The following is a 25,448-nucleotide window of genomic DNA, read 5'->3' on the forward strand; positions in this document are numbered from 1 at the left end:
CACCCCCGTGGTGCCGGGCCCTCGCGCATCCCCGTCCCCACCGGAAGGGCCCACCGATGTACGACTTCGACCGCGAGATCGACCGGCACGGCACCAGCTCCGTCCAGTGGGACGGCGCGGCCGACCGCTTCGGCGTCCCCGGCCTGCTTCCCTTCACCGTCTCCGACATGGACTTCGCCTCCCCGCCGGAGGTCCTCGCCGCCCTGCGCGAACGCGTCGACCACGGCGTCTTCGGGTACACCGACTGGCGCCTCGGGGAGTTCCGGGAGGCGATACGCGACTGGTACGCGCGCCGGCACGGCACGGCGATCGACACCGGGGCGCTGGTGTACGCCCCCTCCGTGCTCAGCCAGATCGCGCAGCTGCTGCGCATGTGGACGGAGCCGGGGGACGGGGTGGTGGTGCACACCCCCACGTACGACGGCTTCCGGAGGGTCGTCACCGGCCTCGGGCGCGAACTGCGCGGTGTCCCGCTGGACGACCCGGAGGCGCTGGAGCGGGAACTGGCCCGGCCGGACAGCCGGATGCTGCTGCTCTGCTCCCCGCACAACCCCACCGGCCGGGTGTGGACGGAGGAGGAGCTCACCGGCTTCGCCCGGCTGGCCGAGCGGCACGGCGCCGCCGTCGTCAGTGACGAGATCCACGCCGACCTGACCGCCGAGGGCCACCGCCACATCCCCTGGACCCGGATCGCGCAGCCGGGGCCGGGCCGCCGCTGGGCCCTGGTCACCTCGGGCACGAAAACCTTCAACTTCCCGGCGCTCTCCGGCTCCTACGGGCTCATCGGCGACCCGGAGGAACGGGAGGGCTTCGTACGGCGCATGGAGACCGGGGAGGGCCTCGCCTCGCCGGCCGTGCTTTCCCTGACCGCGCACGTCGCCGCCTACCGCCACGGCGCGGACTGGCTGGACGCGCTGCGGGCGTACGTGGCGGGCACGATGGCGATGGTCGCGGAGCGGCTCGCGGACGGGCTGCCCGGGGTGGCGTGGACGCCGCCGCGGGCCGGGTACCTGGCCTGGATCGACCTGCGGCCGCTGGGCGTGGCGGAGGACCGGCTCCAGGAGGAGCTGGTGCACCGGGAGGGGGTCGCGATCATGCCCGGCGGGGTGTACGGGGCGCCGGGCTGCGTGCGCCTGAACGTCGGCTGTCCCCGGAAGAAGGCGGAGCGGGGCGTGGAGGCCCTGGTCCGGGCCGCGCGCCGGCTCGCCACGGCCTGACCGGCGGGCCACCGCACGGGGACGGGACGGCGGTGGAGGCCGCGCGGGGAGGCAGCGGGCCGCCGTTCGCGGGACCATGCAGGCATGGACATCCGGCTGAGCTCCGGAACGGGGCGGTGGATCGTCTTCACGACGGTCCTGGGTTCCGGGATGGCGCTGCTCGACTCCACGGTCGTCAACGTCGCCCTGCCGCACATCGGCGCCGACCTGGGCGCCGATCTGGCCGCGCTCCAGTGGACCGTCAACGCCTACATGCTGACCCTCGCCGGGCTGATCCTGCTCGGCGGGGCGCTCGGCGACCGCTACGGGCGGCGGCGGGTCTTCGTCGTCGGCGTGGTGTGGTTCGCGCTGGCCTCGCTGCTGTGCGGGCTCGCCCCGAACGCCGGGGTGCTGATCGCGGCCCGCGCGCTCCAGGGGGTCGGCGGGGCGCTGCTGACGCCGGGCTCGCTCGCGCTGATCCAGGCCGGTTTCCACGAGGACGACCGGGCCCGGGCCGTCGGGCTGTGGTCCGGCTTCGGCGGGGTCGGCGCGGCGGTCGGGCCGTTCGTCGGGGGCTGGCTGGTGGACGGGCCGGGCTGGCGGTGGGTCTTCCTGCTGAACGTGCCGCTCGCCGCCGTGTGCGTGCCGGTGGCGCTGCGGTACGTCCCGGAGTCGCGGGACGAGACCGCGCACGGCCGGTTCGACGTGCTGGGCGCGGTCCTCGGCGCGGCGGCGCTCGGCCTGGTCACGTACGCGCTCATCGCGGAGGCGTGGTGGGCGGCGGTGGCCGGGTTCGCGGCCGGGGCGGGGTTCGTGGGGGTGGAGCGGCGGCGCGGGGAGCGGGCGATGATGCCGCCGTCGATCTTCCGTTCCCGTGTCTTCTCGGCGGTGAACGGGGTGACGCTGGCCGTCTACGCGGCCTTCGGCGGGTTCTTCTTCCTGGCCGCCCTCCAGCTCCAGGTGGTCTCCGGCTACTCGGCGCTCGCCGCCGGTACGGCCCTGCTGCCGACGACCGTGCTGATGCTGCTGCTGTCCGCGCGGGCCGGTGCGCTGGGGGAGCGGATCGGGCCCCGGATCCCGTTGACGGTGGGGCCGCTGCTGTGCGCCGCCGGGATGCTGCTGATGCTGCGGGTCGGGGCGGATGCCTCGTACGTACGGGACGTGCTGCCGGCCATGGTGGTGCTCGGCCTCGGCATGACGACCCTGGTCGCCCCGCTGACGTCGACGGTCCTGGCCTCCGTCGACGTGGGGCGGGCGGGCCTGGCCAGCGGCATCAACAACGCGGCGGCCCGGGCGGCGGGTCTCCTCGCGGTGGCCGCGCTGCCGCTGCTGGCGGGGATGGGCCCGGAGGCGTACCGCTCGGCCGCCGAGTTCGGCGCGACCTTCCGCCGCGCGATGCCGATGTGCGCGGGCCTCCTCGTGGCCGGAGCCGTCCTCGCCTGGCTGACGATGCGCCCCGCCCTCCGCGCCGACTGCCACCCCGACTGCCGCGTCCACTGCGGCGTGACCTCGCCACCCCTGGATCCGGGCGCGGGGGACCGGAGGGGGTGACGCGGCCGTCCGCCGGTGCGGCCCGATCGTCCCGGTGGCCGGGACGGGCCGCCGTCCGCCGGCGCTGAGGCAGACTGGGGCCATGGCCATCCATGAGAACCTGCTGGGGGGACCCGCCCCCACCCATCTGCCCGACGAGCCCGCGCCGCGCGAGCTGCTCGCGAACGGGACGGCGCCGGCGGAGGTCGCCGCGCAGTACCCGACCTCCTCGCTCGCCTGGGCCCAACTCGCCGACGACGCCTTCGAGGGGGGCCGGGTCGTCGAGTCGTACGCCTACGCCCGGACCGGCTACCACCGGGGCCTGGACGCGCTGCGCCGCAACGGCTGGAAGGGCCACGGCCCGGTGCCGTGGGAGCACGAGCCGAACCGGGGCTTCCTCCGGGCGCTGCACGCCCTCGCCCGGGCCGCCGGGGCGATCGGTGAGAAGGACGAGTACGAGCGCTGCACCACCTTCCTGCGGGACTCCTCGGAGACCGCCGCCGAAACCCTCGGCTGACCTCGGCCGGACCCCGCGCCCTGCCGCGCGGACCCGGCCGGACCCGCGCTCCCGCGCGGACGACATCCCCCTGCCGTTCCGGCGGGGGGATTTTCGGTCGACCCGCACCCTCGGTCGAACGTTCGTCCGTGTGACGAAGAAGAGATCTCCATCGAGGGGCCGATCGTGTCATGATGCGCATGGGACGGCGCGCGCAGCAGCACGCCTCCCGAGGGGACCGGGGCTCCCGTGACCCCCTCCGCGCCGCACGGTGTCCGTGGCGGGCGGAGGGACCGTGCACGGTGGAGCAGACCGCTACCCGGTAGTTCGTATCGAGGAGACAGAAATGTCGACCTTCCCAGGTTCTCCCGATGCCTCCGGAGCCGGTACGGCCGCCGACGCGCCGAACCTCGACTTCGCGGGCACCACGCCGTACGAGGACTACGTCCAGGCCGACGTCCTCACCCACCTCCAGCACCTGCGCTCGGACGACCCGGGCGAGATGGTCTTCCTGGTCACCACCCAGGTCATGGAGCTGTGGTTCACGGTGATCGTCCACGAGTGGGAGACGGCGAGCCGCGCCCTGCGCGAGGACCGTCTGCCGGTCGCGACGGACGCCCTGAAGCGGTCCGTGCGCGAGCTGGAGGCCCTCAACCACTCCTGGCGGCCGCTCTCCCAGCTCACGCCGGCCCAGTTCAACTCCTACCGGGGCGCCCTCGGCGAGGGTTCCGGCTTCCAGTCGGCGATGTACCGGCGCATGGAGTTCCTGCTCGGCGAGAAGTCCGCGTCGATGCTGGTGCCGCACCGGGGCGCCCCGCGCGTCCACGCCGAGCTGGAGAAGGCCCTCCACGAGCCGAGTCTGTACGACGAGGTCCTCGGCTTCCTCGCCCGGCGCGGCCTGCCCGTGCCCGCCGCCGTCCTCGGCCGCGACCTGTCCCAGCGCTACGAGCCCTCGGCGGAGGTCGAGGCCGTCTGGGCGACGGTCTACGCCGACCCCGACGGCCACGCCGAGCTGGTCCGCCTCGGCGAGGCGCTCAGCGACGTCGCGGAACTGGTCTGGCGATGGCGCAACGACCACCTGGTGGCGACCCGGCGCGCGATGGGCGCCAAGACCGGCACCGGCGGTTCGGCGGGCGTCGCCTGGCTGGAGAAGCGCGCGCAGAAGAACGTGTTCCCCGAGCTCTGGACGGCCCGCAGCCATGTCTGACACGTACGAGGAGAAGGCCGCCCGGCTCGACGCCGCCGACGGACTGGCCGCGTACCGCGAGAAGTTCACGCTCGACGAGGAGACCGTCTACCTGGACGGCAACTCGCTCGGCGCGCTCCCCGCGCACGTCCCCGCCCGCATGGCCGAGGTCATCACCCGCGAGTGGGGCGAGCTGCGCATCCGCTCCTGGGACGAGTCCGGCTGGTGGACCGCCCCGGAGCGGATCGGCGACCGGATCGCCCCGATCGTCGGCGCCGCCGCCGGGCAGATCGTCGTCGGCGACTCGACCAGCGTGAACGTCTTCAAGGCGGTCGTCGCCGGTGCCCGGCTCGCCGGGGAGGGCCGGGACGAGATCCTGGTCGACGCGACGACCTTTCCCACGGACGGGTACATCGCCGAGTCCGCCGCCCGGCTGACCGGGCACCGCGTCGTGCCCGTCGACCCGCAGGAGATCGCGGGCGCCGCCGGCGACCGTACGGCCCTCGCCCTGGTCAACCACGTCGACTACCGCACCGGCCGGCTCCGTGACCTGCCAGGGACCACCGCCGCCCTCCACGCGGCGGGCGCGCTCGCCGTCTGGGACCTGTGCCACAGCGCCGGTGCCCTGCCCGTGGGGCTCGACGCGCACGGGGTCGACCTGGCCGTCGGCTGCACCTACAAGTACCTGAACGGCGGCCCCGGTTCGCCCGCGTACCTGTACGTCGCCGAGCGCCACCAGGCCGCCTTCGACTCGCCGCTGCCCGGCTGGAACTCGCACGCCGACCCGTTCGCGATGACCCCCGGCTACCGGGCCGCAGAGGGCGCGCTGCGGGGCCGGGTCGGCACCCCCGACATCCTGTCCATGCTGGCCCTGGAGTCGGCGCTGGACGTGTGGGACGGGGTGCGGATCGAGGACGTACGGGCCAAGTCCCTCGCCCTGACGGACTTCTTCCTGGAGTGCGTGCGGGCGTACGTGCCCGGGGACCGGGTCACCCCGGTGACCCCGGAGGCGCACGCCGAGCGCGGCAGCCAGGTCGCGCTGGCCTGTCCGGACGCGCCCGCCGTGATGGCGGAGCTGATCCGGCGCGGGGTCGTCGGTGACCTCCGGCGGCCCGACGTGCTGCGCTTCGGCTTCACTCCGCTGTACGTCGGTTTCGCGGACGCGGAGCGGGCGGCGCGGATCCTCGCGGAGGTTGTGGAGAAGCCGGCGGGCTGAGGGCACACGGTCCGAATCACCGCCTGATCCGCGGGGCCCCGTCCTGGTACCGTCCCCGCAGGTCAGGCCAATTCGGCCCCGTCCTCAGGAGGTTGGAACAGCATGCCGGACCCCGCCGCGCGCGATGCCGCCGAAGAAGCCTCGGCCTTCTCGCACCCGGCCGTCGCCCCCGACGCGTCCGCCGTGTACGGCGCGCACCCGGACCAGGTCGTCGACTTCTACGCCCCGCGGGACGGGCGCGAGCGGGCCCCGCTCGTCGTGGTCCTGCACGGCGGGGCCTGGCGGGCGCCGTACGACCGGCGGCACGTCACCCCGTTCGCGGACTTCCTGGCCCGGCGCGGTTTCGCCGTGGCCAACGTCGAGTACCGGCGCGGCTCCCCGATCCCCCGGCAGGGCGGGGAGGCGCCGGTGGCCGGCCGCTGGCCGGAGACCTTCGACGACGTGGCCGCCGCCCTGGACGCCGTACCGGCCCTCGCCGCGGCCCACCTGCCGCAGGCCGACACGCACCGGATGGTGCTCACCGGACATTCGGCGGGCGGCCAGCTCGCCCTGTGGGCCGCCGCCCGGCACGTGCTCCCGCCCGGCTCGCCCTGGCGGCTGCCCGAACCCCCGCCGCTGCGCGGGGTGGTGGCCCTCGCGCCGATCGCCCACTTCGGGCGCGCGGTGGAGCTGGGCGTGTGCGGGGGAGCGGTGACGCAACTCCTCGGCGGCGAGAAGGCGTACGAGGAGCGGGCCGGGTCCGCCGACCCGGCGGCGCTGCTCCCGACCGGCATCGCCACCACCGTCGTCCAGGGCCGGGAGGACCGTGACGTCCCCTACGCCGTCGCCGACGCCTTCGTCGAGGCGGCGGCCCGCGCGGGTGAGACGGTCGGCCTCACGCTCCTGGAGGACGTCGGCCACTTCCCGCTGATCGACCCGGCGGCGGACGCCTGCGCCGTCGTCGCGGAGGAGATCGCCCAGCTCGCCTTCTGAGGCACCGGCGCGGGGGACACGGGACCGCCCGGCCCCCGCCGCCCGGCACGCACGGGGGACAGCGCCCCGCCGGGTAGTCCTCAAGGGGGAGGCGGAAGGATCCGCACCGAGCGGGACGACCGCCCTCGCCGGCCCCCGTACGGTGGCCTGCGTGACCGACACACGGACCTCCGACACGAGCCGCAGCCCCGAGTACCGCCTGGCCCAGGTCGCGGTCGGCGGGCTGCGCCAGGAACTCTTCGACGACGCCTTCGCCTACCGGCCGCTGCCGCGCGTGGACACCGGGGGCGGCGGCCTCCGCTTCGTCCCGAGGCGGATACGCCCGTACACCGGGTACGTCCCGCACGCCGTGGTGGGCGCGCTCGCCCTGATCGTCCTCACCATCGGGCTCGAACGGGTCGACGGCGCCCAGGGGCCCGTGTCGGCCCTGTACGTCCTCGCCTCGCCGGTGATCGTCCTGATGACCCTGATCCGGCCGGTCCTCGCCTTCTGGGCCTCGCTCGCCTCCGTCCCCTTCCTCGGGGTCCTCTCCGGCTTCGCGGACGGCTGGCCGTGGGCGGCGAACGTCTTCGCGGCCCATGTCGTCGTCCTGGCCGTGACCGCCGCCCGGACCCGGCCCCGGACCGCCGGCTGGATGTGGGTGGTCACCGCCGGGTACGCCCTCTGCGCGGAGATGCTGCTGGGGGTGGGCAGGAGCTCCAACACCCTGCCGCTGCTGTTCACCTCCGCGCTCGCGCTCCTCGCCGTCACGGTCGTCCAGGTCCGCCGCCAGGCGCGCCGGGAGGTCACCGCCGAGCGGACCGTCACCGCGGAGGAGCGGTCGAAGCGGACCGTCCTGGAGGAGCGCACCACCATCGCCCGGGAGCTCCACGACGTCGTCGCCCACCACATGTCGGTGGTCGCCATCCAGGCGGAGGCCGCCCCCTACCGGGTGGAGAACCCGCCGCCGGAGCTGGAGCAGGCCTTCCGCACGATCCGGGAGAACGCGGTCGCCGCGCTCACCGAGCTGCGCCGCATCCTCGGGGTCGTCCGGGCCGAGGACTACGAGGCGCCGGACGCCCCGCAGCCCACGCTCGCGGACCTGGACGCCCTGGTGGAGAACGTGCGGGCGGCCGGCCTCGGGGTGGAGAAGACGGTGACGGGCGCGGTGCGGGAGCTGCCGCAGGGTGTGGAGCTGTCGGCGTACCGCATCGTCCAGGAGGCCCTGTCGAACGTGCTGCGGCACGCGCCGGGCGCGGTGGCGAAGGTCGAGGTGAGCCATGTGCTGGGCGGTCTGGGCCTGCGGATCGTCAACGGGCCGCCGCGCGGCACCGTGAAGCCCTCGCCGGGGGCGGGGCACGGGATCACCGGCATGCGGGAGCGTGTGACGATGCTGGGCGGGGAGATGACGGCCGAGCCGACCGCCGACGGCGGCTACGAGGTGACGGCCTTCGTCCCCGTGAGCCGTGAGGAGGCCCCGGAGTGACGGTCAAGGTGCTCATCGTGGACGACCAGATCATGGTCCGCGAGGGGTTCTCGGTCCTGCTCGGCGCGATGCCGGACATCGAGGTCGTCGGGGAGGCGGTGAACGGGCGGGAGGCCGTCGCCCAGGTCGCCGCCCTCCGCCCGGACGTGGTCCTCATGGACATCCGGATGCCGGAGATGAACGGCATCGAGGCCACCCGGGAGATCGTCGCCGCCGACGCGGACGCGAAGGTCCTCGTCCTCACCACCTTCGACCTGGACGAGTACGTGTACCAGGCGCTGCGCGCCGGGGCGTCCGGGTTCCTCCTCAAGGACGCCTCCGCCCGGCAGCTCGCGGAGGGTGTGCGGGTGGTCGCGGCGGGGGAGGCGCTGCTCGCGCCGACGGTCACGAAGCGGCTGATCACCGAGTTCGCCAAGGCTCCCGAGAACCAGACCCGGCCGGCGGCGTCGGCCCGGATCGGGGAGCTGACCGAGCGGGAGACGGAGGTGCTGGTGCTGATCGCCCAGGGCCTGTCGAACGCCGAGATCGCCGACCATCTGGTGGTCGCCGAGTCGACGATCAAGACGCATGTGAGCCGGGTCCTGGTGAAGCTGGGCCTGCGCGACCGGACGCAGGCGGCGGTCTTCGCGTACGAGGCGCGGCTGGTACGGGTCGGGGGATAGCCCCGGCCGGGCCCGCGCGCCGGGGGACCCGCACCCGGGCCCGGGTGCCGGGGCGCGTGCGCCGGGGAGCACCGGGGGGCCGCCGTGGGTAGCGTCCGCCCATGGACGCTGCTTTCGATCCCTGGGCGCCGGAGTTCGTCGCCGATCCGTACCCCGCCTACGCCGAGCTGCGCGCCACCGGCCGCGCGCACTGGTTCGCCCCCACCCGGCAGTGGCTGATCCCGCGCCACGCGGACGTGTCGGCGCTGCTGCGGGACCGGCGCCTGGGCCGCACGTACACCCACCGCTTCACCCACGAGGAGTTCGGCCGGGCGGCGCCCGACCCCGCGTACGAGCCGTTCCACACCCTCAACGACCACGGGCTGCTCGATCTGGAGGGCGCCGACCACACCCGGGTCCGGCGGCTGGTGTCCAGGGCCTTCACCCCGGCGAGGGTGGAGCGGCTGGCCCCGGCGGTACGACGGCTGGCGGCCGGGCTGGTGGGGGAGCTGGTCGCGCGGGGCGGGGGCGATCTGCTGGCGCTCGTCGCCGAGCCGCTGCCCGTGGCGGTGATCGCGGAGATGCTGGGGATCCCGGAGGAGGACGAGGGGCGGGCGCGGCTGCGGCCCTGGTCGGCGGCGATCTGCGGGATGTTCGAGCTGAACCCCTCCGAGGAGGCGGCCCGCCGGGCGGTACGGGCCTCGGTCGAGTTCTCGGACTATCTGCGCGGACTGATCGCGCGGCGGCGCCGGGAGCCGGGCGAGGATCTGATCTCGGCGCTGGTCGGGGTGGAGGAGCTGACGGAACAGGAGATGATCTCCACCTGCGTGCTGCTCCTGAACGCGGGCCACGAGGCGACCGTGAACACGGCCGTCAACGGCTGGTGGACGCTCCTGCGCCACGGGGTGCGGCCGGATCCCGATCCGGAAAAGTTGTCCACAGCTGTGGAAGAACTTCTGCGGTACGACACCCCGCTCCAGATGTTCGAGCGCTGGGTCCTCGACGACATCGAGGTCGGCGGCGTCACCCTGCCGCGCGGCACGGAGGTCGCCCTGCTGCTCGGCTCGGCCAACCGCGACCCGGCCCGCTTCGGCCCCACCGCCGGCGACCTCGACCTCACCCGGCCGGACAACCCGCACCTCACCTTCGGCGCGGGCGTCCACTACTGCCTCGGCGCCCCGCTCGCCCGCCTGGAGCTGCACGCCCTCTTCGCGGAGGTGCTGCGGCAGGCGCCGGGGCTGCGGCTCGCGGCGGAACCGGTGTGGAGGCAGGGGTACGTGATCCGGGGCTTCGAAGAACTGCTGGTGGAGGTCTGAACCGCCGCCCGGCCCCCCGCCCCCGGACCGGCCCCGCTCAGTCCCGCGCGCCCGGCGGGCGCCCCATCCACCAGTTGCCCCGGGCCTCCGGGTCCGGGCTGGACCAGAACTCGACGACCGCGTTCGTGAACTCCTCGGGCGACAGCGCGCCGTCCCCGTCGGTGTCGAGGTGGCCGAAGGCCTCGGCCGCCTCCTCCTCGGTGAAGCGGGGGAAGTGGCCGCGCTGGAAGGCGAGGAACTCCGCGGGGCTGATCCGGCCGTCCCCGTCGGTGTCCGCGATCGCCAGGTACGTCTCGGCGAGCCGGCCCAGGGTCGCCCGCGCGGCCCCGGGGTCGTCGGCGAGGGTGCGGGTCGAGGCGACGAACCGGTCCTTCCCGATCCCCGGCGCGCCGGCCGGGACGAACGGCAGGTGCACCTCCCGCCAGATGCCGGTGTAGGCGAGGACGATCCGCTCCGCCTCGGGGGACTCCTCGGGGTGGCCGAGGGAGGCCGCCACGCGGCGGCCCATCTCGACGTGGTCGTCCTCGGTGAGGACACCGTTGCCGTTCGCGTCGAGCTGGTCGAAGCCGTGCTCGATCTTCGCCGTCAGGAAGTCCCGGTCGGTCATGGCCGCTCCTCGTGGTGGTCCGCGCGCGAAGGCGGGACGCCGGTGCGCGCCCCGCCACGCGGGCCAACGACGACCCGGCCCGGAGGAAACGCCCCCGGGCCCCCGCTACGCCCCCGCCTCCTCCCGGGGCAGCGTCAGGCCCCAGGCGCTCGCGCGGACCGTCCACGTCCGGCGGCGGACCGGGCCGGTGACGTGGCCGTCGGCGCGGTAGCGGAAGTCGGGGCCCGAGACGGTCAGGACCCGGGCCGTGGCCTGGTGCGGCGGGGCGACGGGCGGGTGGACGGTCACCTCCGCCGTGCCGCCCACCGAGCGGACCGAGACCCCCGCCACGGGTGCGCCCACGTCCGCGAGGAGCACCCCGTCGGCCTCCACCCGAAGCCGGTGCGTGCGGGCCCCGGGCAGGACGGGCGCCGGGCGGACCAGCGTGCGGACGAGGGAGCGGCAGGTGCCCCACACGGAGGGGGCGGGCGCGGCCGGGGCCGACACGGCGGGCAGCCGCAGGTGGCCGAGGACCACCCCGTCGCTGTCGTCGACCAGCAGGTCCAGGTGCCGTACGGAGCCGTCGAGGACCGCCCGCGCCGCCGCCACGGGCCCCGGCGGCACGCCGAGGGCGTACGCCGTCCGCAGGGTTTCCGGGGCACCGATCGGGACCAGGGAGAGCGCGGCCCCGGCCAGCTCGCGCTCCCGGTGCAGCAGGGTCACCGCGCGCAGCAGCGCGCGGTCGTCGCCGAGGACGACGGGGCGCCGGGAACCGCGCCGCTGGAGGGCACGGACGAATTCCTCGGGCGTGTCCGGCAGGCAGATCTTCGCTTCCGCGCCGGCGGACAGGACATCTTTCGCGATCCGTACGGACTCGCCGTCACTTCGGCGGGCGACCGGGTCGACGATGACCAGCAGCTGGTCGTGATCCGACACCTCGGTCCTTCCTCGGGTAGCATCTTTGTGCAAGAGCCCCTTGCGCTATTGCGCCAGGGGCTTCGTCTATTCCGGGGCACACCGGTGAGGCGGCGTACGCCCCCTGACCTTGGACATGCCCCACCCGGAAGGGGTGTACGCCTGTGCCCGCACTTGTGCTGCTCGGTGCTCAGTGGGGTGACGAGGGCAAGGGAAAGGCCACCGACCTCCTCGGTGGATCCGTTGATTACGTGGTGCGCTACCAGGGCGGCAACAATGCCGGCCACACGGTCGTCGTCGGCGACCAGAAGTACGCGCTGCACCTTCTCCCTTCCGGAATCCTCTCGCCGGGGTGCACCCCGGTGATCGGAAACGGTGTCGTCGTCGACCCGGCGGTCCTGCTCTCCGAGCTGAGCGGACTGAACGAGCGCGGCGTCGACACGTCGAAGCTGCTGATCAGCGGTAACGCTCACCTCATCACGCCGTACAACGTCACCCTCGACAAGGTGACGGAACGGTTCCTCGGCAAGCGCAAGATCGGTACCACCGGTCGCGGCATCGGCCCCACCTACGCGGACAAGATCAACCGCGTCGGCATCCGGGTCCAGGACCTCTACGACGAGTCGATCCTCACCCAGAAGGTCGAAGCGGCGCTGGAGTCGAAGAACCAGCTCCTCGCCAAGCTGTACAACCGCCGGGCCATCGAGGCGGCCCAGATCGTCGAGGAGATGCTCCAGTACGCGGAGCAGATCAAGCCCTTCGTGGCCGACACCACCCTGATCCTCAACAACGCGCTCGACGAGGACAAGGTCGTCCTGTTCGAGGGCGGCCAGGGCACCCTGCTCGACGTCGACCACGGCACGTACCCCTTCGTCACCTCCTCGAACCCGACCGCCGGCGGTGCCTGCACGGGTACGGGCGTCGGCCCGACGAAGATCTCCCGGGTCATCGGCATCCTCAAGGCGTACACCACGCGTGTCGGCGCTGGCCCGTTCCCGACCGAGCTGTTCGACCAGGACGGCGAGGACCTGCGCCGCATCGGCGGCGAGCGCGGTGTCACCACCGGCCGTGACCGCCGCTGCGGCTGGTTCGACGCGGTCATCGCCCGGTACGCCACCCGCGTCAACGGCCTGACCGACTTCTTCCTCACCAAGCTCGACGTGCTGACGGGCTGGGAGCAGATCCCGGTCTGCGTCGCGTACGAGATCGACGGCAAGCGCGTCGAGGAGCTGCCCTACTCGCAGTCGGACTTCCACCACGCGAAGCCGGTCTACGAGATGCTGCCGGGCTGGTCCGAGGACATCACCAAGGCGAAGACCTTCTCCGACCTGCCGAAGAACGCGCAGGCCTACGTGAAGGCGCTGGAGGAGATGTCGGGCGCGCCGATCTCCGCGATCGGTGTCGGCCCCGGCCGCACCGAGACGATCGAGATCAACTCCTTCCTCTAGGAGCGCACGGCTGTACGTGCGGAAGGGCCCGCCGTCCCGGTCTCCGGGGCGGCGGGCCCTTCCGCGTCCGCGCTCCGTCAGCCGTCCAGCTTGGTGTCCCGGCCGGTCTTCTCCCAGGCCGCGAGGTCCCCGCGCACCTGCTCCAGGTGCAGGAGGATCGTGTCGATGGCGTCGTCCCCGAGCGCCAGCCGCAGCGGGGTCTCGTCCGCGTCCAGGGCGGCGAGCACCGCCGCCGCGGCCTTCGCCGGGTCGCCCTCCTGCGTGCCGCCGCCGGTGAGGACGTAGTCCCGGGTCGCGCCGACCGTCTCCGCGTAGTCGGCCAGGGAGTCACCGCTGAGGCTGTGGTTGCCGAAGAGGTTCGTCCGGAAGGCGCCGGGCTCCACGATCAGCACGTCGATGCCGAGCGGCCGGACCTCGGCGGCCAGCGCCTCCGACATGCCCTCCAGGGCGAACTTCGTCGCGCTGTAGGCACCGAAGCCCGCCATCGACATCTGCCCGCCGACACTGCTGAGCTGCACGATCGCGCCCGAGCGGCGGGCCCGCATGTGCGGCAGTACGGCCCGGACGAGGGCGGCGGGACCGAAGACGTGCACGTCGAAGAGGGAACGCAGCTCCTCGTCGGTCGTCTCCTCGACCGAGCCCACGTGGGTACGGCCCGCGTTGTTGACGAGCACGTCGATCCGGCCGTGCCGCTCGACCAGTTCCTCCACCACCCGGCCGGCCGCCGCGTGGTCGGTGACGTCCAGGGCGACCGGGTCCACCTGGTCGGGGTGGGCGGCGACCAGGTCGTCCAGGGACTCCGTGCGGCGGGCGGCGGCGACCACCACGTCGCCCGCGGCGACGGCCGCCTCGGTGAAGGCGCGCCCGAAGCCGCTGTTGGCGCCCGTGATCAGCCAGACCTTGCTCATGTCCGTGACTCCCTCGTGAGGTGATGCAACGAGCTTGTGCGACAAGGGCGTTGTCCGTCCAAGATCCGCCGTGATAACCCGGGGGCATGACGACCACGGACGTGCACGGACGCGACCTGCGGTACTTCCTCGCGGTGGCCGAGGAACTCCACTTCACCCGGGCGGCGGAACGGCTCTACGTCTCCCAGCCCGCCCTCAGCAAGCAGATTCGGGCCCTGGAGCGTCAGCTCGGCGCCGCCCTCTTCGACCGGGACCGGCAGGGCGTCTCCCTCACCTCCGTCGGTACGGCCCTGCTGCCGCACGCGCGGGCCGCGATCGCCGCCTGGGAGGAGGGCCGGGCGGCGGTCCGGCGGGCCCGGGAGGCGGCGGAGGGCACGCTGACCGTCGGGATGAGCACGAGCCCGGGCCGGGGCGGACTGCTGCCCGCGATCCGGTCCCGGTTCACCGAGGCCCGGCCGGAGGCCCGGCTGCGGCTGCGCCACGTCGGCTGGGACGACCCGACGGCCGGGCTCGCCGACGGCTCCAGCGACGTGGCGTTCGTGTGGCTGCCCCTGGCCGGGGCGGCCCGCTTCCGCTGGATCGTCGTCGCCGCCGAGCCCCGGCTCGTCGCGCTCCCCGACACCCACCCGCTGGCGGGCCGGGACCACGTCGACTTCGCCGAGCTCCTGGACGAGCCGTTCCTCGCCCTGCCGGACACGGGCCCGGAGTTACGCGACCACTGGCTGGCCCTGGACGAGCGCGGCGGCCGGCCACCCCGGATCGGCGCGGAGATCGCCAGCGCCGACGAGACGTACGAGGCGCTGGTCGGCGGCCTCGGGGTGTGCCTGGTCGCCGAGGGCAACGCGCCGCTGCTCACCCGCGGCGGGGTCGTCACCGTCCCGGTCACCGGCGTCTCCCCCAGCCGCTTCGCCCTGGCCTGGCGCGCGGACGACACCCGCGCCCTGGTCGCCGACTACGCGCGCGCGGCGGCCGGAGTCGTACGGCCGGAGGCCTGACCCCGGAGGCCGCTCCCCGTTCCGGTCCGAGCCTGAGGGCCGGCGGTCCCGGCGCCGGCCGGGAGCTGGATGGCGTACACGTCGCCGGGCCGCAGTCCCGGCGGGGTGCTGTGCTCGCCGTACGTGGCGACGACCGTGACCGTCGCCCCGGAAGCGGGGTGCTCGTACGTGCGGAAGTACGGCGCGTTCGGCGGGGCCCCGGCGGCGGGCACGAGGGCGGCGCCGCGGCGCTCCAGCAGGTGGTGCAGCTTGTCGAAGCGGAGCCGGGGCGCGAACCGGCCGTACCGGGCGCGCAGCGCGCCGCCGGTGAGGGTGCGGTCACGGTGGGCGAGGCGGTGCACCTGGAGGCTGACGTGGTGGCCCGCCCACGGGTCGGTGGGGCGGGCCCGGTGCCAGTGGAACTCGATCAGGCCGTAGTCCCGCCACAGGGTGTCCAGGCCGCCGTTCTCCCCGCACTCCGTCCCCAGCACCTCCGCCACCCGGCCGGGATGGTCGTCGGGGCGCAGGCCGAGGACCGTGCCGGTCGTGACGGCGTCCAGGTAGAAGGCCAGGGAGTGAGGGGTCATGAGCGGATCCTAGGCCCGCGCCGGCCGGGGGAGGGCCGGAAAAGGCCCTAGTCCCGGAAGAACTCGGCCGGTTCGCTGTCCGCCATCGGGTACAGCAGCAGCCGGTCCCGGCCCTGGTGGCGGTCCGCCACCAGGAAGTTGGACTCCTGCTCGCCGCATTCCAAGTCCCAGGCCTGCGGGACGCGGGTCTGCGGGGAGAGGACGAGCGTGGTGCCGGCGCCGGCGAGGACGGCGGTCGCCGTGCAGTTGACGACGTCGGCGGTCACCGTGCCGTCCTCGGAGAGCCGCGGCGAGCTGGTGTGGTGCCGCACCAGCGGCGCCCCCACGGGGCCCTGAGTGACCGTCAGCTCCTGCGACCAGCGTTCCGCCTGGGGGCCGTACACATCGGTGTTCGCCTCGGTCCGCCAGCTGCCGAGGTAGGCGGCGGGGACGACCTCGGGGCCCGCCGGGACCTTCCGGAAGGTGGCCTTCGCGGTGCCCGACGTCCAGGTGAGGACGTTCGGGGAGACGAGGGCGAGGGTCTGGCCCGCCGCCGGGGTGCAGCGCTGGGCGGGGATGCTCGCGGTGACGTCGGCGTCGCCGAGGACGAGCCGGTCCTCGTCGGCCTGCGCGAGCCGGGCCCGTCCCATGCAGAACCGCTCCGGGGTGACGTGGGTGTAGACGGCGGCCTTGCTGCCCGCCGCGCCCTGGCCGATCTCGATCCGGGTGGTCTCGCGCGGGTTGTCGGCGTCGCCCTGCAGGACGCCCTCCCAGGCGCCGAGGAAGCCCGCCGGCACGATCCCGGCGGGCCGGGCGGAGCCGCCGGCCGTGCCCCCGGAGCCCGCCCGGGGCTTCCCGTCCGAGGAGCCCGCCCCGGACGGCCCGCCCTCCGGCCACAGGGTGTACGCGGCGGTCGCCGTCACCGCTACCGCGAGCGCCGCGAGGCCGGCGGCCAGGGCCGTACGCCCCCGGCCGCGCGGCGGCTCCGGTGCGGTGGCCCGAGGCGGCGGGGTGGCCGGGGTCGGGTCCCCGGCGGCGGGGTCACCGGTCCCCGCCTCGGCCTCCAGGAGGAGGGCCGCATGCCGGCCGAGCCGGGCGAGGACGCCGGCCGGGAGCCACGGGTCGGGGACGGGCAGGGTCGCGGCGATCTCGGCGGCGGTGGGCCGGGCGCCCGGTTCCTTGGCGAGGCAGGCCCGGATGAGCCCCGTCAGCTCGGGCGCGAGGTCCGCCAGGTCCGGCTCGTCGTGGGCGATGCGGAACAGGGTGGCGTGGACGCCGCTGTCCGCCGTCCCGAAGGGCCCCCGGCCGGTGGCCGCGTAGGCGAGGACGGAGCCGAGGCAGAAGAGGTCTGAGGCGGGCGTGAGCCGTTCGCCGCGCACCTGCTCGGGGGACATGAAGCCGGGCGAGCCGACGAGCGCGCCGGTGGTGGTGAGGCCGCCGTCGGTGACGGTGTCGACGGCGCGGGCGATGCCGAAGTCGATGATCCGGGGGCCGTCGACGGTCAGCAGCACGTTCGACGGCTTGAGGTCGCGGTGGACGAGCCCGGCGTCGTGGATGTGGACGAGGGCGCGGGCGAGGCCGCCGGCCAGCGCCCGTACGGTGGCGGGCGGCAGCGGCCCGTACTCCTCGGCGACGACCGTCCGCAGCGACGGCCCGGCCACGTACCCGACGGCGACCCACGGCGCCTCGGCGGTGGTGTCCGCGCCGAGGACGGGCGCGGTGCCGGTGCCCCCGACCCGTTCGAGGGCGGCGACCTCCCGGGCGAACCGGCGCCGGAACTCCTCCCGCGCGGCGAGTTCGGCGTGCACCACCTTGACGGCGACGGTCCGCCCGCCGGCCGAACGCGCCAGGAACACCCGGCCCATCCCCCCGGCCCCGAGCCGGCCGAGCAGGCGGAACGGGCCGACGCTGACCGGGTCTTCCGCGTTCAAAGGCTCCACGGGGCAAGAGGATGCCAGACCGGGCCTCACCCGTCCGCGCAGATCCTCAGGCCCTTGGGGGTCGCGCAGGGCAGGTGGCCGTGGACGCGGACGACGTCCTGTCCGCCGCCCCGGGTCAGGTAGGTGAGGAAGCTGGAGGCCAGGGAGTCGGCGGGCGGCTCGCCCCAGGTGTAGGCGTACTCGATCTCCCGGTACGGGTAGGGCGAGGTGCCGATCTCCTCCGGGGCCGGCAGCCGCCCGTCGATCGCCACCCGGTGGAGGCCCTTCAGACCGGTGCCGGAGCGCAGTTCGGTGTAGCCGAGGGCGCCGGGCAGGGCGGCGACGGTGGCCAGGACCTGTTCGGTGGAGTCGAGTTCGCAGCGGATCACCCGGGCCTCGGGGTCGTCGCGGTGCCGGCAGTCCTGGGAGGAGTGGGCGGGTTCGTTGCGGCCGAGGACGCGCCGCTGGAACACCTCGCGCGTGCCCGAGCCGGCGTTCCGGCTGACGAGCAGGACGGGCTGCCGGGGGCCGCCGGTGATCTCGCTCCAGTCGGTGATCTCGCCCCGGTAGAGGCGGCGGATCCGGTCGCGGTCGAGGGTGCGGACGGGGGTGGCGTCGTGGACGACGAGGGCGAAGAGGGAGACGGCGACCGTGCTCTCGCGCAGCTGGGGGTGGCCGGCGGGCTTGCGCCCGTCGGAGAGGGCGATGACGGCGGGGGAGCCGCCGGCCGCCCGCGCGCCCTCCTCGGCGAGCCTCCGTATGCCGGAGGCCGAGCCGTGGGCCTCCACGACGATCCGGGAGCCGGGGCAGTCCTTCTCGTACTTCTTCGCCACGTCCCGTACGGCGGGGGCGAAGGCGGTCGAGCCGGTGACGGTGAGCGTGCCGCGGGCGCAGCCGATGGGCGGCGGGGTGCGCTCGCGGACGACGAGGGCCGCGAGGGCCACGACGCAGACGGTGAGGACGACGGTGACCGTCCTGGCCGCCCGGCTGAAGACGGGCGGGGTGTCGTCGGGGGTCGTGCTGCGGTTGACGTGCACGTGCCCCTCGGCGATGTTGCCGTCGACGGTGACCTCGTCGCCGACCCGGCCGCCGGTCAGCAGGACGAGCACCTTGTAGTGGGCGCCCCGGTTGAGCGGCACCTTGGGGAGCTGGATCGTGGCGGCGCCCGTGGTGCCCGCCCAGCCGTCCGGCGCGCCCGTCCAGCTGTCGGGGAAGTGGCTCAGGAGGCGGGGGTGGTCGGGGGCGGTGACGACGACCGCCTTCACCCGCCGCCCGGTGAACTCGACGGTCAGCCCGTGGTCGTCCCCGTCCGTGTAGTGCTCGGCGCCGATGGCGAGGGCGCCGTCGTTCTCGATCCGGAGGAGGACGAGGCTGGCGTGGGCCAGGTCGCGGGTGGCGTCGAAGAAGCCGCGCCGCACGGTCGCGCCCCGGCTCGTGGCGGCCCGGTCGGCGGTGCCGTCGCCGATGGCCGTGTCGAGCTGGACGCGGTAGCCGACGCGCCGCTGGTGCGGCACCCGCCGCTCGTACCAGACGGCACCGGCCGAGACGAGGACGCCGAGGAGCGCGGTGACCAGGGCGATGAAGTTCTCAGCGGTGAGCCAGTCCACGGGGCCGACGGTACGGACACGTGTGCGGGCGCGGGGCGGATGTCGCCGGTCGCCACCTGGAGTTCTTCCTTCCGTCGACCGGGCCGGGACGGGTGCCCTCCGGCGGGCCCGGCGGGCGGGTGCGCGGGCGGGTGATCAGCGGTTGCCGGGGGTCGGGAGCGTGGGTGTAATGGCGACGAGGGGGCCTTCCGACGGAGGAGTACCCCATGCGTGTCGTCGAAGTGTCCGCCTACGGCGGTCCCGAGGTCCTCAGGATGGGCCGCCGGCCGGAGCCGGAGGCCGGGGACGTCCCGGGCAGGGTGCGGGTGCGGCTCAAGGCCGCCTCCGTGAACCAGGCGGACCTGAAGATCCGGGCGGGGCGGCTCGCGGACGCCCTGGGTGACCTGAAGCCGCCGTTCGTCCTCGGTTACGACTTCGCGGGCCGGCTCATGGACCCGGCGCCCGGCCTGCCCGAGGGCACCCGCGTGGCGGGGTTCGTGCCGTGGCGGGAGGAGGGCGGTGCGGGGACGTACGCCGAGGTCATCCTGGCCGACCCCGCCTGGCTGGCCCCGATCCCGGACGAGGTCGACTTCACCTCGGCGGCCGTGGTGCCGCTGGCCTCCCTGACGGCCGCGCAGGCGCTCGACGGACTGAACCTGCCGGCCGGTTCCGTCCTGCTCGTCACGGGCGGCGCCGGGGTCATCGGCCGCTACGCCGTCCAGCACGCCGCCGCCGCGGGCCTGCGGGTGATCGCCGTCGCCGATCCCGGCGACGAGGCCGAGCTGAAGATTCTCGGGGCCGAGACGGTGGTGCCGCGCGGCACGCCGACGGACGTCGTGGCCGGGGTGCTGCGCGAGGCCCCGGGCGGGGTGGACGCGGTGTTCGACACGGCCCTGATCTCCGACGCGCTGCTGCCCGCCGTCCGCGACGGGGGCGCGTTCCTCACCCTGTGGGAGGACAGCGCGCCGGTCGCCCAGCGGGACATCAGGGTCTCCCTCGCCCGGGGCCGCCCGGACGCCGCCCGGCTCAAGCGGATGCTGGAACAGGTCGCCGCCGGCGAGCTGATCACCCGGGTGGCCGACGTGCTGCCCCTGGAGGAGGCGGCCGAGGCGCACCGCCGCGCCGAGGCGGGCCACCGCCCCGGCCGGATGGTCCTGCTGATCTGACCCGGTCCCCCGCAGAAGCGGGTACGGCCCCGGGCCCCCTGTGCGGGGTCCGGGGCCGCGACGTGTGCCCTGGGGTCAGGGCCGCCGCTCCCCGTCGGTGACGTAGCTGTAGGCGTACCCGCCCTGCCGGGAGCCGGTGAGGGTGGCGGTGAAGCCGAGGGCGCCCGGCCGGGCGAGGTCGAGGATCCGCTGGTGGAGGGAGCCGTCGCAAGCCTCGGTCCCGGCGGCGGACGGCACCGGGCGGTCCGCGACGGTGAAGGCCAGTTTCACCGTGCCGCCTCCCGTGCAGACGAAGGCGAACGTCAGGCTCCGCACGTCGCCGGGCGGGGCGGGAAGCGTGTCCCCGAACGCCTCCGCCAGCGGCCCTGAGCCCGATGCCAGGACCGTCCTCTCGGCGAAGGCCCTGTCCAGCACCGTCTTCGCGGCCTCGGCGGCGGCCCGGTCGGAGGCGGGAGGGGCCGAGGCCGGGTTCGCGGTCGGGGTCGTCGCGGGCGCCGGTGCGGAGCTGGTCGGCGTGGGAGAGGGCGCCCCACTTCCGCACGCCCCCGCCCCGAGCAGCGCCGTGACGGCGAGCGTGGTGGAGAGGCCGAGGCGCCGTGCTGCCCTGCCTCCGGGGTGCCGTATGCCGGTCATCGTGCCGTCCTCCCGTGGAGCGGTCGACCAGCCAATCCTGGTCTAGACCTTGACAGGTTCAGACCAATACCGCTTCGCTGGCCTTCCCCCCACCGGAAGGACGCGCGCATGCGACGCCTGGTTTCCCTGTTCGCCGCCCTCTGTACGGCAGTTGGGCTCGCCCTCCTCCTCCCCGCCGCCCCGGCGGGCGCCGCCCCCGCCTGTGTGACGGCCTGGAACTCCTCCAGCGTCTACACGGGCGGGATGACCGCCTCGTACAACGGCCACAACTGGTACGCGAAGTGGTGGACGCAGAACGAGCGCCCCGGTGGCTCCGACGTCTGGCGCGACGAGGGCGTCTGCGGCACCGGAGGCGGCGGCACCACCCCGCCCCCGACCACCGGATTCGTGGTCTCCGAGGCCCAGTTCAACCAGATGTTCCCGAACCGGAACCCGTTCTACACGTACGCCGGGCTGACCGCCGCCCTGAAGTCGTACCCCGCTTTCGCCACCACCGGCGGCGAGACGGTCAAGCGCCAGGAGGCCGCTGCCTTCCTCGCCAACGTCCACCACGAGACCGGCGGCCTGGTCCACGTCGTGGAGCAGAACACCGCCAACTACCCGCACTACTGCGACGCCCGCCAGCCCTACGGCTGCCCCGCCGGGCAGGCCGCCTACTACGGCCGCGGCCCGATCCAGCTCTCCTGGAACTTCAACTACAAGGCAGCCGGTGACGCCCTGGGCATCGACCTGCTGAACAACCCCTGGCGCGTCGAGCGCGAGCCGGCCGTCGCCATGCAGACCGGCCTCTGGTACTGGAACACCCAGAACGGCCCGGGCACGATGACCGCGCACAACGCCATGGTGAACGGCGCCGGCTTCGGCGAGACGATCCGCGCGATCAACGGCGCGCTCGAGTGCAACGGCGGCAACCCGGCCCAGGTGCAGAGCCGGGTCACCAAGTACCAGCAGTTCACCCAGATCCTGGGTGTCCCCGCCGGCGCGAACCTGTACTGCTGACCGGTCAGTCCTGCCACGCGAGGAACGCGGTCCAGGCGGCGGGCTCCACGGCGAACGTGGGCCCGTCGCCGACCTTCGAGTCGCGGACGTGGATGGCGTGGGCGCACGAGGCGATCTCGACGCAGTTGCCGCCGCCGCTGTCGCTGTACGACGACTTGTGCCAGTCGAAGGCGATCTCGACGCAGCTACCGCCGCTGCTGTCGCTGTAGCTGGACTTGAACCAGTGCAGGGTGTCGCTCATCTGTCTACTCCCGCCAACTCCTCGATGAGACCCAGCGACCTGCGCGGATCCAGGGCCTGTGCCCGGATCTTCGCATACTGCTGCATGTGCGCACTCACCTTCGCCCGGTCGGTGACGAGCACGCTCTCGCGCTGGATCTCCAGGTAGGTCACCCGGTCATGGGCCGGGGTCTCCACAATCTCCAGGTTGCCTCGGTCACCCGCGTACTCCCCGCCCAGTCCCGCGTCCAGCGGCAGTACTTGGAGGTTTACGTTCCTCCGCCGCGCGCACTCTGCGAGGTACAGGAGCTGCTCGCGCATGATCTCCTCGCTCCCGATCGGCCGCCGCAACACCGACTCGTCGAGGACGAGTTCGATCTCGCACACCCGCTTCCGGTCGAACAGCGCCTTGCGCGCCATCCGCGCCATCACCAGCTCCTCCACGCGCTCCGGCGTGGGCTCGGGATAGCCGCCCGCGATGAGCGCGCGGGCGTACGCCTCCGTCTGGAAGAGACCGTGCACGACGTGGTTCGCGTACAGCCACAGGGCGAGCGCCTTCTGCTCGATCTGGGCGTACCCCCGGAACTGCTCGGGCAGCCGCTCCAGGCGCAGCAGGTCCCGCATCTCCTCGAAGATGCCGGTGTCACCGCCGAGGACCCGCTCCAGCTGGAGCAACATCTCGTCGCTCACCGGGTGCAGCAGCCGTTCCATCGCGCTGATCGCCGCGCCGGTGTAGCCCATGAGCGCGCCCAGCTGGTCCTGTGTCAGTCCCCTTTTCAACCGCATTCTCCTGGCCACGGTCGCCGCCATCCGCGCCACGGGGCCTACCGGTTCCTTGTTCTCGGCTCGCGCCATTCTGTTCCCCATTCGGACTCAACCGATCTCAATCGGTCTCAACTGCTCCCCGCCGAATTCGACTGCGTACGAAGGTCGTTGGCGCAGGTCAAGGGGTTGCCGACGCGCCCTCCGCAGTCGTGGAAAACGCTAGCGGTGACGCGGGACCATGTGCTCGTGAATGCAGAGAATCGGGATGTAGATGTGAGTTGGATTCCACTTTCCGGATTCCATCTCCGCAAGGCCGGCGTGCAATTCGACGCGATCCGCGTCGACGGCGAGGACGGGCGGCGGCTGGCCGACTGGATGGAGGTGCTCACCGGCGGTGACCCCGGCCCCGTGGTCATGGAGGACAACGGCCGGCGCGGCGTCTACTTCCTCCTGCCGCCCGGCACCACCGCCCACCGCCCCTGGCCGCGCGGCGTCACCCGCTTCAACTCGGGCCCGGCCCACGTGAGCTACGTACCGGTGCCCGCCCTCACGGGGAAGACCTGGCCACTGTCCTGGCGCTGCCTCCCGAGCGGCCCGGACCGGTTCGTCCACCCCCTCCTCCTCCGGAGCGCGGTGCGCGAACTTCTCTCGTGACGCGCGGCGAAGTAGGTCGTGGCCCGACCTACTCGCTGCCTAGCCTCGCCGCATGAGCGACAACGAGCACACGCAGGCCGTCAAGGCCGTTCCCGACGGCTACACCACCGTCACGCCCTGGGTCATCGGCAGCGACACCGCCGGGCTCATCGACTATCTGGAGAGGGCCTTCGGGGCCGAGGAGGTGGGCCGGTTCGTCATGGAGGACGGCTCCGTCGGCCACGCCGAGCTGCGGATCGGCACCGGACGGATCATGGCCTTCGACAGCCCGCCGGGCTGGGGGCCGACACCGGCCTTCGTCCGGCTGTACGTGGAGGACGCGGAGGCCGTCCACCGGCGCGCGGTCGAGGCGGGCGGCACCTCCGTCACCGAGGTCACGCACCTCTTCTTCGGCGACAAGGTGGGCCGCGTCCGCGACCCGTACGGCAACCTCTGGTGGATCCAGACCCACATCGAGGACGTGGACGAGGCGGAGATGGGCCGCCGCCTCACCGACCCGGAGTTCACCGCCGCGATGCGCTACGTGACGGGCGCCCTGCACGAGACCACCCCGGAGGGACCCGCCGGTCCCCGCTGACCCTTCCGGTCCCGCCGCCCGGTCCGGCCCGGGACGCCTCCTGTCGTGCATGCAAACTTGCATGCGTCCCCGTGTGCATGCAACCATGCATGCATGGTTGCACTGCAGATTCGAGACGTGCCGGAAGAGATGCGGGACCGGTTGTCGGCGATAGCGGGCGAACGAGGGCAGTCCTTGCAGGCCTACCTCTTCGACGTGTTGGCCGACGAAGTGCGGCGTCGTGACAATCTGGCCGTGCTGCAGAGGTTCACCGCCGGGCGGTACGGCACGCGGCTCGACACGGCGGACGTTCTGGACGCGCTGCGGAGCGGGCGTTCCGAGCGGGACGCGGCACTCGGTGTGCCGGGGGCCGAGGAGTGATCGTCGTCGACGCGTCCGTCTTCGCGTTCGCGCTGCTCGACGAGGGCCCCATGGGCGACCGGTGCCGCGCCGCCCTCGCCGCCGACAGCAGGTGGGTCGCTCCGGAGCACTGGACGGTCGAGGTGCTGTCGGTGATCCGCGGCAGTCTGCTCGGCGGCAAGATCTCGAAGGACCACGCGGAGGATGCCGTCGACGCCCTCGCGAGGCTGGAGCCCGCCGTGCCGCTGTCCCGTGTGCTCCTGCCCCGCATCTGGCAACTGAGGGGGAACCTCACTGCCTACGACGCGGCCTACGTCGCCGCGGCGGAGGCGTACGGCTGCGCGCTGGTGACGGCGGACGGCCGGTTGGCCCGGGCGTCGGGCATCCGCTGCCCGGTGGACGTGATCGGCGGCTGAGCCCCGGCCCGCGCCGACCCGCCCGGTCCCGCCGCCCCGTCACCCGTTCAGTTCCTCGTAGGCCGCCGGGTCGGAGTGGTGGAAGAGGCGGTACCAGGCGTCGCGCTGCCCCTCGTACGCGCCGAGCCGGGCGAAGATCTCCCGCGCGAACGCGACCGGCTCCGTCGGGCCCGCCGTGATGAGGTTCCCGTCGCGCACCGCGTCCGCGTCCACGTAGTACTCGCCGCCCTTGTACCCCGTGGCGGCGAGGTAGGAGCGCGCGGCGCTGGTGTGCCGGCGGCCGTCGAGCAGGCCCTCCCTGGCGAGCCCCGCCGTGGCGCCGCAGATCGCCGCGACGGGCACCCCCGCCTCGAGGAAGGCGCGGGCCTTGGCCGTGAAGGGGGCCAGGCCGTCGCCCGCGTCGTACGTGTCGGCACCGGGGAGGATCAGCAGGGCGCTGTCCTCGGGGCGGAGGTCGGCGAGTGCCAGGTCGGGGATGATCCGGATGCCGGCGAGGGTCGTGACGGGCTCCCCGGCGACCGGACCGACGGTCCTGACCGTGTGGCCCGCGCGGGCGAGCCAGGCCGTGGCGTGGCCCGTCTCCCAGTCGGCGAGGGTGTCGTAGACGGCGAGGTGCACGGTCGTGTTTCCGGTCCCTGTGGTCATGGCGAAAGGCTGACAGTCACGGCCGCGCGCTGTCCACGGGAAAAGGTGGGGCCACCCAAGGTGTCGCGTCCCGGCCGGTCTCGGTGGACAAGATGGCCATGGCCCCTTTCACCTG

Annotated in this window: 27 protein-coding genes; 17 read left to right on the plus strand and 10 right to left on the minus strand. The window is 74.0% G+C overall.

Annotated elements, in window-relative coordinates:
• Positions 1–56: 56 nt before the first annotated feature.
• From ABTY40_RS04100 to ABTY40_RS04140, 9 genes are all read left to right on the plus strand, one after another.
• Entirely contained in the window at positions 57–1,217 is a 1,161-nt protein-coding gene (locus tag ABTY40_RS04100; RefSeq protein WP_352058049.1) for a MalY/PatB family protein, read from the plus strand.
• An 84-nt stretch (positions 1,218–1,301) separates the two neighbouring features.
• Positions 1,302–2,747, plus strand: a complete 1,446-nt coding sequence (locus tag ABTY40_RS04105; RefSeq protein WP_352058050.1) for an MFS transporter — start codon at positions 1,302–1,304, stop codon at positions 2,745–2,747.
• An 82-nt stretch (positions 2,748–2,829) separates the two neighbouring features.
• Positions 2,830–3,243, plus strand: coding sequence for a DUF3151 domain-containing protein (locus ABTY40_RS04110; RefSeq protein ID WP_345280009.1), 414 nt, complete (start codon positions 2,830–2,832; stop codon positions 3,241–3,243).
• 325 nt (positions 3,244–3,568) lie between these two features.
• Positions 3,569–4,429 (plus strand): tryptophan 2,3-dioxygenase, encoded by an 861-nt coding sequence (locus tag ABTY40_RS04115; RefSeq protein WP_345280007.1) that lies wholly within the window; start codon positions 3,569–3,571, stop codon positions 4,427–4,429.
• Complete coding sequence (kynU, locus tag ABTY40_RS04120; RefSeq protein WP_352058051.1) at positions 4,422–5,624, plus strand: kynureninase; 1,203 nt, start codon at positions 4,422–4,424, stop codon at positions 5,622–5,624. Before ABTY40_RS04115 ends, kynU begins: the two co-directional genes overlap by 8 nt.
• A 102-nt stretch (positions 5,625–5,726) precedes the next feature.
• Positions 5,727–6,596 (plus strand): alpha/beta hydrolase family protein, encoded by an 870-nt coding sequence (locus ABTY40_RS04125; RefSeq protein ID WP_352058052.1) that lies wholly within the window; start codon positions 5,727–5,729, stop codon positions 6,594–6,596.
• Between the two features lie 142 nt (positions 6,597–6,738).
• Complete coding sequence (locus tag ABTY40_RS04130) at positions 6,739–8,061, plus strand: sensor histidine kinase (protein ID WP_352058053.1); 1,323 nt, start codon at positions 6,739–6,741, stop codon at positions 8,059–8,061.
• On the plus strand, positions 8,058–8,723 hold the full coding sequence (locus ABTY40_RS04135) for a response regulator (RefSeq protein ID WP_345280000.1): 666 nt from the start codon (positions 8,058–8,060) through the stop codon (positions 8,721–8,723). Before ABTY40_RS04130 ends, ABTY40_RS04135 begins: the two co-directional genes overlap by 4 nt.
• Positions 8,724–8,824: 101 nt before the next feature.
• Positions 8,825–10,018 (plus strand): cytochrome P450, encoded by a 1,194-nt coding sequence (locus tag ABTY40_RS04140; protein ID WP_352058054.1) that lies wholly within the window; start codon positions 8,825–8,827, stop codon positions 10,016–10,018.
• A gap of 37 nt (positions 10,019–10,055) precedes the next feature.
• On the opposite strand, the gene ABTY40_RS04145 is transcribed toward ABTY40_RS04140, so the two are convergent.
• On the minus strand, positions 10,056–10,625 hold the full coding sequence (locus ABTY40_RS04145; protein WP_352058055.1) for an EF-hand domain-containing protein: 570 nt from the start codon (positions 10,623–10,625) through the stop codon (positions 10,056–10,058).
• 105 nt (positions 10,626–10,730) lie between these two features.
• On the minus strand, positions 10,731–11,540 hold the full coding sequence (locus ABTY40_RS04150; protein ID WP_352058056.1) for a diacylglycerol kinase family protein: 810 nt from the start codon (positions 11,538–11,540) through the stop codon (positions 10,731–10,733).
• Between the two features lie 143 nt (positions 11,541–11,683).
• Between ABTY40_RS04150 and ABTY40_RS04155 the strand changes: the two genes are divergently transcribed.
• Complete coding sequence (locus ABTY40_RS04155; protein ID WP_345279994.1) at positions 11,684–12,967, plus strand: adenylosuccinate synthase; 1,284 nt, start codon at positions 11,684–11,686, stop codon at positions 12,965–12,967.
• 77 nt (positions 12,968–13,044) lie between these two features.
• On the opposite strand, the gene ABTY40_RS04160 is transcribed toward ABTY40_RS04155, so the two are convergent.
• Positions 13,045–13,875, minus strand: a complete 831-nt coding sequence (locus tag ABTY40_RS04160) for an oxidoreductase (protein ID WP_352058057.1) — start codon at positions 13,873–13,875, stop codon at positions 13,045–13,047.
• A gap of 86 nt (positions 13,876–13,961) precedes the next feature.
• Between ABTY40_RS04160 and ABTY40_RS04165 the strand changes: the two genes are divergently transcribed.
• Entirely contained in the window at positions 13,962–14,870 is a 909-nt protein-coding gene (locus ABTY40_RS04165) for a LysR family transcriptional regulator (RefSeq protein ID WP_352058058.1), read from the plus strand.
• Here the strand turns inward: ABTY40_RS04165 and ABTY40_RS04170 are convergent.
• From ABTY40_RS04170 to ABTY40_RS04180, 3 genes are read right to left on the minus strand one after another with little or no spacing between them, the layout of a single operon-like run.
• Positions 14,828–15,436: a hypothetical protein gene (locus tag ABTY40_RS04170; protein WP_352058059.1), complete on the minus strand. Its 609-nt coding sequence runs from the start codon at positions 15,434–15,436 to the stop codon at positions 14,828–14,830. The genes ABTY40_RS04165 and ABTY40_RS04170 overlap by 43 nt on opposite strands.
• Before the next feature lie 47 nt (positions 15,437–15,483).
• A complete protein-coding gene (locus ABTY40_RS04175) occupies positions 15,484–17,355 on the minus strand; it encodes a serine/threonine-protein kinase (protein WP_352058060.1) in 1,872 nt (623 codons plus the stop codon).
• Positions 17,356–17,381: 26 nt separating this feature from the next.
• Entirely contained in the window at positions 17,382–18,941 is a 1,560-nt protein-coding gene (locus tag ABTY40_RS04180; RefSeq protein ID WP_352058061.1) for a substrate-binding domain-containing protein, read from the minus strand.
• A gap of 206 nt (positions 18,942–19,147) precedes the next feature.
• On the opposite strand from ABTY40_RS04180, the gene ABTY40_RS04185 reads away from it, so the two are divergent.
• The gene (locus tag ABTY40_RS04185) at positions 19,148–20,086 is read left to right on the plus strand and encodes an NADP-dependent oxidoreductase (RefSeq protein WP_352058062.1); all 939 of its coding nucleotides are present in this window, start codon (positions 19,148–19,150) and stop codon (positions 20,084–20,086) included.
• 75 nt (positions 20,087–20,161) lie between these two features.
• Here ABTY40_RS04185 and ABTY40_RS04190 read toward each other — a convergent pair whose 3' ends face one another.
• Complete coding sequence (locus ABTY40_RS04190) at positions 20,162–20,719, minus strand: hypothetical protein (RefSeq protein ID WP_352058063.1); 558 nt, start codon at positions 20,717–20,719, stop codon at positions 20,162–20,164.
• Between the two features lie 108 nt (positions 20,720–20,827).
• On the opposite strand from ABTY40_RS04190, the gene ABTY40_RS04195 reads away from it, so the two are divergent.
• Positions 20,828–21,718 carry a glycoside hydrolase family 19 protein gene (locus tag ABTY40_RS04195; protein ID WP_352058064.1) on the plus strand — a complete coding sequence of 297 codons (891 nt, stop codon included), beginning with the start codon at positions 20,828–20,830 and terminating at the stop codon, positions 21,716–21,718.
• A 4-nt stretch (positions 21,719–21,722) separates the two neighbouring features.
• On the opposite strand, the gene ABTY40_RS04200 is transcribed toward ABTY40_RS04195, so the two are convergent.
• Together ABTY40_RS04200 and ABTY40_RS04205 are read right to left on the minus strand one after the other, a co-directional pair.
• The gene (locus ABTY40_RS04200) at positions 21,723–21,959 is read right to left on the minus strand and encodes a DUF397 domain-containing protein (protein WP_352058065.1); all 237 of its coding nucleotides are present in this window, start codon (positions 21,957–21,959) and stop codon (positions 21,723–21,725) included.
• Positions 21,956–22,792, minus strand: a complete 837-nt coding sequence (locus ABTY40_RS04205) for a helix-turn-helix domain-containing protein (RefSeq protein WP_352058066.1) — start codon at positions 22,790–22,792, stop codon at positions 21,956–21,958. The genes ABTY40_RS04200 and ABTY40_RS04205 overlap by 4 nt, the downstream gene beginning before the upstream one ends.
• 156 nt (positions 22,793–22,948) lie before the next feature.
• Between ABTY40_RS04205 and ABTY40_RS04210 the strand changes: the two genes are divergently transcribed.
• The 4 genes from ABTY40_RS04210 (at position 22,949) to ABTY40_RS04225 (ending at position 24,688) form a co-directional block, all read left to right on the plus strand.
• A complete protein-coding gene (locus ABTY40_RS04210) occupies positions 22,949–23,356 on the plus strand; it encodes a calponin homology domain-containing protein (protein ID WP_345279973.1) in 408 nt (135 codons plus the stop codon).
• 52 nt (positions 23,357–23,408) lie between these two features.
• Positions 23,409–23,933, plus strand: a complete 525-nt coding sequence (locus ABTY40_RS04215; RefSeq protein ID WP_352058067.1) for a VOC family protein — start codon at positions 23,409–23,411, stop codon at positions 23,931–23,933.
• Between the two features lie 93 nt (positions 23,934–24,026).
• Positions 24,027–24,293: a hypothetical protein gene (locus ABTY40_RS04220; protein ID WP_352058068.1), complete on the plus strand. Its 267-nt coding sequence runs from the start codon at positions 24,027–24,029 to the stop codon at positions 24,291–24,293.
• Positions 24,290–24,688 carry a type II toxin-antitoxin system VapC family toxin gene (locus ABTY40_RS04225; RefSeq protein WP_352058069.1) on the plus strand — a complete coding sequence of 133 codons (399 nt, stop codon included), beginning with the start codon at positions 24,290–24,292 and terminating at the stop codon, positions 24,686–24,688. The genes ABTY40_RS04220 and ABTY40_RS04225 overlap by 4 nt, the downstream gene beginning before the upstream one ends.
• A gap of 39 nt (positions 24,689–24,727) precedes the next feature.
• Here the strand turns inward: ABTY40_RS04225 and ABTY40_RS04230 are convergent, their stop codons facing one another.
• On the minus strand, positions 24,728–25,333 hold the full coding sequence (locus ABTY40_RS04230; RefSeq protein WP_352058070.1) for a DJ-1/PfpI family protein: 606 nt from the start codon (positions 25,331–25,333) through the stop codon (positions 24,728–24,730).
• Positions 25,334–25,448: the final 115 nt, after the last annotated feature.

The organism is Streptomyces sp. NPDC126503, from assembly GCF_040302405.1.
Classification (GTDB): Bacteria; Actinomycetota; Actinomycetes; order Streptomycetales; family Streptomycetaceae; genus Streptomyces; species Streptomyces gulbargensis.

What these genes read in the sequence shown, in the direction of transcription:
- ABTY40_RS04140 (WP_352058054.1), top strand. Translation starts at nt 8,825, where the DNA reads ATGGACGCTGCTTTCGATCCCTGGGCGCCGGAGTTCGTCGCCGATCCG.
- ABTY40_RS04190 (WP_352058063.1), bottom strand. Translation starts at nt 20,719, where the DNA reads ATGACCGGCATACGGCACCCCGGAGGCAGGGCAGCACGGCGCCTCGGC.
- ABTY40_RS04125 (WP_352058052.1), top strand. Translation starts at nt 5,727, where the DNA reads ATGCCGGACCCCGCCGCGCGCGATGCCGCCGAAGAAGCCTCGGCCTTC.
- ABTY40_RS04215 (WP_352058067.1), top strand. Translation starts at nt 23,409, where the DNA reads ATGAGCGACAACGAGCACACGCAGGCCGTCAAGGCCGTTCCCGACGGC.
- kynU (WP_352058051.1), top strand. Translation starts at nt 4,422, where the DNA reads ATGTCTGACACGTACGAGGAGAAGGCCGCCCGGCTCGACGCCGCCGAC.
- ABTY40_RS04145 (WP_352058055.1), bottom strand. Translation starts at nt 10,625, where the DNA reads ATGACCGACCGGGACTTCCTGACGGCGAAGATCGAGCACGGCTTCGAC.
- ABTY40_RS04205 (WP_352058066.1), bottom strand. Translation starts at nt 22,792, where the DNA reads ATGGCGCGAGCCGAGAACAAGGAACCGGTAGGCCCCGTGGCGCGGATG.
- ABTY40_RS04185 (WP_352058062.1), top strand. Translation starts at nt 19,148, where the DNA reads ATGCGTGTCGTCGAAGTGTCCGCCTACGGCGGTCCCGAGGTCCTCAGG.
- ABTY40_RS04160 (WP_352058057.1), bottom strand. Translation starts at nt 13,875, where the DNA reads ATGAGCAAGGTCTGGCTGATCACGGGCGCCAACAGCGGCTTCGGGCGC.
- ABTY40_RS04105 (WP_352058050.1), top strand. Translation starts at nt 1,302, where the DNA reads ATGGACATCCGGCTGAGCTCCGGAACGGGGCGGTGGATCGTCTTCACG.
- ABTY40_RS04100 (WP_352058049.1), top strand. Translation starts at nt 57, where the DNA reads ATGTACGACTTCGACCGCGAGATCGACCGGCACGGCACCAGCTCCGTC.
- ABTY40_RS04170 (WP_352058059.1), bottom strand. Translation starts at nt 15,436, where the DNA reads ATGACCCCTCACTCCCTGGCCTTCTACCTGGACGCCGTCACGACCGGC.
- ABTY40_RS04200 (WP_352058065.1), bottom strand. Translation starts at nt 21,959, where the DNA reads ATGAGCGACACCCTGCACTGGTTCAAGTCCAGCTACAGCGACAGCAGC.
- ABTY40_RS04220 (WP_352058068.1), top strand. Translation starts at nt 24,027, where the DNA reads ATGGTTGCACTGCAGATTCGAGACGTGCCGGAAGAGATGCGGGACCGG.
- ABTY40_RS04115 (WP_345280007.1), top strand. Translation starts at nt 3,569, where the DNA reads ATGTCGACCTTCCCAGGTTCTCCCGATGCCTCCGGAGCCGGTACGGCC.
- ABTY40_RS04195 (WP_352058064.1), top strand. Translation starts at nt 20,828, where the DNA reads ATGCGACGCCTGGTTTCCCTGTTCGCCGCCCTCTGTACGGCAGTTGGG.
- ABTY40_RS04110 (WP_345280009.1), top strand. Translation starts at nt 2,830, where the DNA reads ATGGCCATCCATGAGAACCTGCTGGGGGGACCCGCCCCCACCCATCTG.
- ABTY40_RS04230 (WP_352058070.1), bottom strand. Translation starts at nt 25,333, where the DNA reads ATGACCACAGGGACCGGAAACACGACCGTGCACCTCGCCGTCTACGAC.
- ABTY40_RS04165 (WP_352058058.1), top strand. Translation starts at nt 13,962, where the DNA reads ATGACGACCACGGACGTGCACGGACGCGACCTGCGGTACTTCCTCGCG.